This is a genomic window from Njordella aestuarii (assembly GCF_056494165.1).
Map to the genome: position 1 here is coordinate 2,587,775 of NZ_CM151397.1, position 7,944 is coordinate 2,595,718.

The window sequence follows — 7,944 nt, forward strand, 5'->3', positions numbered from 1 at the left end:
GGTGCGGACCAGTATTTGCCGTGTGATGCTCCAGCAGCATTGTCGAAACCCACATAGTCGGTCATCGGAAGACACCAGAACGATTAAGCAGATGGATCTACCTCCTCAATCGTTGAGCAATCAGAAATCACCGTGACCAAACCCGCAACAACTTTTGCCGAGCTATTAAGCAGCTTGGCCGATAACTCATCCAAAGTTGCTTTCCGATCGATCGATCAAAGCGGTCTAGAATTAGACTCGTGGACCTACAACGAACTTCTGTCTCGCAGTTCGTCCGTTGCCCAAATGCTTGTCGACGAGAAGTTAGTCGGTAAGCGAGCGATCCTAATCTACCCACCCGGCTTAGACTTCATCGCGGCCTTTTTAGGATGTCTCTTGAGCGGTGTAGTCGCGGTCCCGGTCGCGCCGCCACGCAGGAACCGAGTTCGTGGTGCGCTCCACTCGATCGTCGAAGACTCACAACCATCGGTTATCCTAACAACCGAAAGCTCGCGACAGATTTGGGAATCCGATTTTGTAACGACCGGCGAAATGCATGGTAGTTCCGCCAAGCAACTGCGTTGGATAAGCACCGACAGCATCGCAGACATATTTTCGCCGAATGCTTTTGAGCAGATAACCGTCAATGGACCGCGTGATGCTAGCGATCTCGCATTCTTGCAGTACACCTCGGGATCGACATCGACGCCGCGAGGTGTTTGCATTTCCCATCGGAATTTGCTGGCAAATAGCAGATTGATCCAGAAGGCGTTTCGCAACTCCGATGCAAGTCGTGGCGTTTTCTGGCTGCCAAACTACCACGACATGGGACTCATTGGCGGTATACTGCAAACGATCTACACACGCGGTTCAAGCACTCTGATGGCTCCTGCGGCATTCCTGCAGCAACCGATGCGATGGCTAAAAACGATCAGTGAAGACCGTGCGACCGTGAGCGGTGGGCCCGATTTCGCTTACGACCTCGTTGCACGCAAAGCCACGGCGGAAAATTGCGAAGGGTTGGATTTGAGTTGCTGGGAAGTCGCGTTTTCAGGCGCGGAAATGGTCCGACCATCTACTCTTGCCAGATTTGCTGAGGTTTTCGCGCCCTACGGCTTTAACTCGAAATCGTTTTATCCGTGCTATGGGCTCGCTGAGGCGACTCTCATCGTCAGCGGTGGATCCGTACGACGCGAACCGAAACAGATCGCGGTCGATAGCATTGCTCTGAGTAAAGCGATTGTTGAGGATGCAACTGGCGAAGGCACCCGTACAAAACGACTCATCGGTTCTGGCGAACAGTTGCCAGGTCAATGCTTTAAAATAGTTGATCCTGAGACGCTTGCCCCTTGTGTTGATGGAGTGCTGGGGGAAGTGTGGGTTCAGGGGGACAGCGTAGCTGATGGATACTTCCGTAACCCTGAAGCTACATCACGCGTTTTCAAAGCGATGACGTCAACCGGCGAAGGACCATTTTTGCGCACCGGTGACTTGGGTTTTATCGTCGATGGCGAGCTATACATCACCGGTCGCATCAAAGATCTAATTGTAATTCGTGGTCAGAATCATTACCCTGACGATATCGAGCTTACAACATCCAACGCAGATCCTGCGTTTCGCCCAAATCATTGTGCTGCCTTTTCAATCGACAGCGAAGGCGAAGAGTTATTGGTTGTTGTTCAAGAGATTGAACCACGAGTACGCCAATTTGATACTCAAGCTGCGATCGATGCCTTGCGCAAGAGCGTGGCAGTTCACCACGAGCTGTTAGTTTCGGCCGTGGTACTAGTAAAGGCCGGAAGTATCCCGCAAACTTCGAGCGGCAAGACGCAGAGATTTGCATGTCGCGAGCAGTATTTGACCAATGAACTCCATGTTATAGCTTCCTGGAAATACTCATCGCCAACTTCGAAACTGCCGCTGGCCGAAGGCACTTTGTCGAGCGTGCAAAGTAAAGGGATTGTCGCGAGCCATAGCGACCCCGACACGCAGGCTGGAATCGAACGTTTCTTAGTTGACCATATTGCGCAGCGACTCCAGTTACACTCGGGTGCTGTACATTGCAATGCACCTTTTGTCGAACTTGGCCTCACATCGCTGGATGCGGTGGAAGTCACTGCCGAGCTCTCGGAATGGCTCGACCGACCGCTCGAACCGACTGCGATTTACCAGTATCCTACTATTGCGGAACTGGCAAAGTGGCTTGCAAACTCCGCGCCGATACAGCTTGTTGATCACCCAAAGCCGCAAGATCAGAAGCAAGTTAGTTCGAGCGAAGTTTCTCACGTGACTCGACCGTCACTGAGCCTCCAAAAACCGGAAAATTCGGACGCCGAACCGATTGCGATTGTCGGAATTGGTTGTCGTTTTCCTGGTGGAGTCCAAAGCGTTGATGATTACTGGAAGTTGTTGATTGAAGGTCGCGATGCAATCACCGAGGTTCCGGCCGAGCGCTGGAACATTGACGAATTCTTCAATGACGACTCGCTCGCGGAAGGAACGATTAACACTCGGCACGGCGGATTTGTCGACCATGCAACGGATTTTGACGGCGACTTCTTTAATATCTCGCCACGGGAAGCGATTCGCATCGATCCACAACAACGCGTCTTGTTGGAAGTCGCCTGGGAAGCCCTAGAGCACGCTGGAATTCGCGCCAGCTCACTTGCGGGTACGCGCACCGGAGTATTTATCGGTGCAATTTATAGTGACTATGTTTTGCGACAGATGGCCAACTTCGACGACATTGATGTCTTCAATGGCACAGGCAGTTCCCACTCGATCATAGCCAACAGGCTTTCGTACTTCCTGGATGTACACGGACCAAGCTTAACGCTAGACACCGCTTGCTCGTCTTCGCTCGTCACCACGCACTTGGCTTGCAAAAGCTTGCGTGAGAGAGAGTCGGACATTGCAATAAGCGGTGGCGTAAATCTGATTCTTGGTCCTGAAATGTCCATTGTGCTTACCAAGGCACAAATGCTTTCGCCAGATGGACGATGTAAAGCGTTCGACGCATCAGCCAACGGATATGTCCGGAGCGAAGGGTGTGGCGTCGTCATCATGAAGCGACTCTCAGACGCCATCGCCGACAACGACACTGTGTACGGAATCATTCGCGGTACCTCGGTCAACCACGTCGGCCGTAGCAACGGTTTGTCTGCACCCAACGGTCCCGCGCAAGAACAAGCGATGATCGAAGCCTTGAGTCAAGCTTCCGTTCGGCCTTCGGAAGTTCGGTACGTCGAAACGCATGGAACAGGCACAAAGCTCGGTGACCCCATTGAACTCGAAGCCATCAAGCATGTTTATCGGCCTACTGAAACGGAACAACCACTTCTGGTCGGCTCGGTAAAAACCAATATCGGACACACTGAAAGTGCGGCTGGAATCGCGGGACTTATCAAAGCCGTCTTAGTCCTGAAGCACCAACAAGTTCCTCCGCATCTACACCTGCAAAAACCGAATCCAATCTTACACCTGGAAGATAATCGGCTTCAAATTCCGACCAGCACCATTGGTAACACCGCATTGCAATACGCCGGAGTCAGCTCCTTCGGTTTTGGCGGCACGAATTCGCACATAATCCTAGAAGCTCCAAACGTCCAGTCGACTGCCCAAAGCCCGTCCCAGAAGCATCTGCAGCTTGTTGCTATCTCTGCCCAGACACCAGCCGCTCTTCAGCAGTACGCGCGGAAGGTCGCAGACGGATTGTCCGACGTCAGTTTAGTCCAGTCGCAAGGTCTAGATCTGGCGAATGTAAGTCATACCTTGAACGCCGGTCGCGAAGCCTTCCGGTGCCGAAAAACGTTCGTTGTTGATTCTGTTTCTGATCTCGCCAGCCAGCTCGGCGTTTTTGCTGGCTCGGCGAACATTTCACAAGCGACAAAGTCTGCTCCACTCAAGTCCAAACGGCCAAAGATTGCGTTCCTGTTCACCGGTCAAGGTTCACAGTACGCTGGAATGGGCTGTGAACTTTACAAGCACGAACCGGTATTCCGAGCGGCCATCGATCAATGCGACAACATTCTACAGCCTATACTTGCTCGCTCCGTAGTTGATCTGCTCTTTGGCGATGCGAGTCACCTGATCAATCAAACGGGTTACACCCAGCCTGCTATCTTTGCACTCCAGTACGCACTATTGCGCCAGTGGTCCGCCTGGGGAATCGAGCCCGATGCTGTGATGGGACACAGCGTCGGCGAGTTCGCAGCGGCGGTTGCAAGTGGTGTGCTCAATTTAAGCGACGCAGCCACGCTGATTGCGCGACGCGCTCAAGCTATGCAGAAGCAGCCAGAGGGCGGCAAAATGTCCGCAGTTCTCGCTCCAGTTGCCCTGGTTGCCGAACATGTTCGCGAGTTTCGCGATAGCGTCTCGATCGCCGCTTACAATGGTCCGTCCAACGTTGTAATTTCAGGCACGAACTCCGAAGTAGACGAGTTGACCAAGCGGTTCACAAAGCTTGGTATTCGCTGCAAGGACCTATCGACTTCCCACGCTTTCCATTCGCACCTGATGCGACCTGCTTTGTCGGAAATCGATGCCGCAGCCGCCCAGTGTCATTTCCTGAAGCCACACATTCCAATTACATCCAATTACACCGGCGAAATCGCTGATCGCGAAACGTTTGCATCAGCGCATTATTGGTCAGACCACGCCAGAAACGCAGTTCGGTTTAACGAAAACATTGAAGCCTTAGTCGATCTTGGCTGTGATACGTTTGTTGAGATTGGTCCTAATCCAATCTTGCTTGGCATGGCGATGCGTTGTGTCGAAGATTCGACTCGCTATCAATGGATTTCTAGCTTGCGTCAAGGTGAGCACGAACAGGTGTCAATCTTGAAGAGCCTTGGGCAGCTCTCCACCGTTGGCGCTGCAGTGGATCTGCCGGCCGTGAACGGCACGCAATCGGCGGCAAAAGTTTCGCTGCCGACATATCCATTCGAGCGGACGCGATATTTTGGCGGCGAAGTCTTGATTTGCCGCCTGCGTGATGGAAAGGCCCAGCAAAAAGATGCCATCGAGCACCATCCGCTCTTAGGTAATCGGCTAAATTTGCCGATTCCGCAAAAGATCTTCGAACAAAATATTTCAGCGACAACGATTGACCCAACCCTGGTAAGGTCCGTTGATGGGCAAAAGCTATTGATGCCGGCCGCGGCAATTGAGACCCTCGTTGCGGCAGCAGCGCAGTCTCTACCAACTGCAAACAGAGTCTCATTGGACAACGTTGCGTTGGGGGTACCCGTTCTGCTGCGTCAAGGCAAAGCGTGCTTGCAAACGGTGGTTGATTCCTCAGGCGAGTCGCCAACAATCAAAATTAGCGCGAGTCAGCCCGCTTCCACAGTGGGTTCGGACACGCGGGTGAATGCCGAGTATGAGACGATCGGCACTGCGTCGATCACAACCGTCGAATCACGCACTAGTATCTCAAATCAAGAACAACATAGCAATCAACAGTGGCGTGACATCGAAGAACTCGAAAATGACCTGTCACGCAACGGAAGTGCGCACGATTCAAGATTCAGTCTGCTAAATAAGTTTGCGTACCGTGACGAACCTAACGATGGACTTGTTAAGCTCGATATCCAATTAGAACCAAACACAGGAGCAGAGCAAGGCAGGTATCACTTGTCGCCAACATTGCTCGATGAGATTTTTGCTCTGATCGAACTGTACGCCCGAAAGATCCAGAATGCGCCAGTCTTACTAACGCCGCAGAGCGTCGAACGTGTGACAGCTAGTGTATCGAGCAAACGTCCATCTCGTTGTTCGCTCGAGCTAAACATGTCATCCAGCGAAAGCGTCACTGCATCGTTGGATGTCTGCGATGAAGCAGGTGACGTTGTTTTGCAATTAGTAAACTTAAAGTTTGTCGCGGTGCCGCGTGACTGGCTGGCAACCATCGCAAGTCCGATAGACTTTAGTTGGATGAAGGAGCTTGCCTGGATTGAGCAGCCGACCGAGGTTAGTCAACCAGACGATGAACTTAAAGAACCGAGAAGAATCTTGCTTCTGGATGTCGGTTCAAAGCTGAGTACGGAACTTGCCGATCAACTCGAAGGCGCTGGCCACAGCTGTGACGTGATCGATTCCTGCTCGACGCCAAGCGATTGCCTGGCCGACTACTTCGAACGTTGTGGCGTACCCGATAGCGTTATTCATCTTGGTAATCTAGCGATCACAGATGACAGTCCTGTTTCATTGGACCGATCGCAGCAAGTTGGTTGGGGGCTTTTGCTTCAGACTGTCCAATCGTTGGCAAAGAGCAGACTTCCTAAGGGCTTCCGTTTGTACACCGTCACTCGTTCAGCTCAAGCGGTACCACATACCGATGACCAATCGTCTGAGCGGATGTTGCCACTGCAAAGTTTGACAAATGGATTAGCCCGAGTAATCGCAAACGAGTGTCCAGATTTGCATTGCACTCATATCGACTTGAGCCCTGATTTTCAACCTCGCGATCTGACGCAACTCGCGATTGAAGTTCTCTCGCAGTCAAACGAAACTCAGGTTGCATACCGCGGTGGAAAAAGACTCGTGCCACGTCTGCGAGATCCGTTATTAGGTCATACGTCGGTCGACCTAAATGCGTCGCGAGTGATAGATGCCGATGGCACCTATTTGGTGACCGGCGGTCTCGGTGGACTAGGTCTCAGGCTTACGCAGTGGTTATCCGATCGCGGGGCCACGCGGATCGTGCTAGTTGGCAGATCAAACCCAACCGAATCTGCTTTACAAACGATTGCCAAAATTCGCAATCAAGGCGTCGAAATCTTGACCGCGCAGTGCAATCTCGCAGATCGGAACGAGCTTTCGAACGTGTTAAGCAGGTTCTCTTCAGGCTCTAAGCCAATTATCGGAATTTTCCACCTGGCAGGTGTCTTGGACGATGGCTTGATCGAAGACTTAACAGTGTCGCGGTTCGAGAAAGTCTTTGCTGCCAAGGTGCTCGGTGCACGACATTTACACGAACTGACGTTGGAGTTGCCAATTAGGACGTTCGTCTTATTCTCGTCAGCATCGGCCATCATGGGCTCACCTGGACAAGCGAACTATGCTGCGGCAAACGCTTACTTGGACGCCCTGGCTCACGAGCGTCGACGTATGGAGTTGCCAGCGATCAGCATCAACTGGGGCTCATGGTCTGAAGTCGGTATGGCCGCAAGCCTTGACGCCGCCGATCACAAACGATGGGCTGCCGCTGGCGTCGAGTGGATCGACCCAGTTCGCGGTATGCAGTGCCTACATCACGTCCTGCGGGCGAACTTAACACAACTTGCGGTGATCCCGATGAAGTGGGACAAATTTGTTTCCCGTCTGCCCCGCAATGCAGTTCCCCCGTGGCTGAGCGATATCGCATCGCAGCATTTGAAGCCCGAATCGGCGCAAGATACTGCTCAAGCGGCACTGTTGGTTATGCTGGCTGCAACACCCAAGAGCGAACAGTTCGCTGTCGTGGCTTCCCATCTAAGTAGTCTGGCTGCACAGATTCTAGCGTGGACGTCTGTTACTGCGCCGGATCCACATCGACCGCTGAGCGAATTGGGCTTTGATTCGCTCACGGGAGTGGAACTGTGCAATGCAATTGGTCAGTCAATCGACAAAAAACTGAGTCCAACGATCTTGTTCGACTATGCTACCTTGGATGCGTTAACCAATTATGTCGCAGCAGAAGTTGGCGTGGCGACTCCGAATATGAAATCTGCCGACAGTGGCAAAGCGATTGAAATTACCGATTTTGACTCGGCACTTGATCCATTGGAAGATCGCAAAGCAAGTGACGACGATACACAAATCTTCAAAGTGGATCTGGCTGCTGAGGTAGCCGCACTATCCGAAGAAGAGATGAACGAATTAGTTATGGAGCAGTTACTTGAATTAGAAAATCTCGAGAAAAATTAGAACAGCTTTGATTACGCTGTTACATCTGCTTCATCCATGAATCGTACAACCAAGTTACTA

1 protein-coding gene is annotated in these 7,944 nt (G+C 52.1%); it reads left to right on the forward strand.

Features of this window, described 5'->3' with window-relative positions; genetic code table 11:
• Positions 1–132: 132 nt before the first annotated feature.
• Positions 133–7,884 (forward strand): SDR family NAD(P)-dependent oxidoreductase, encoded by a 7,752-nt coding sequence (locus SH451x_RS10130; RefSeq protein WP_479362341.1) that lies wholly within the window; start codon positions 133–135, stop codon positions 7,882–7,884.
• The last annotated feature ends 60 nt before the right edge of the window (positions 7,885–7,944 follow it).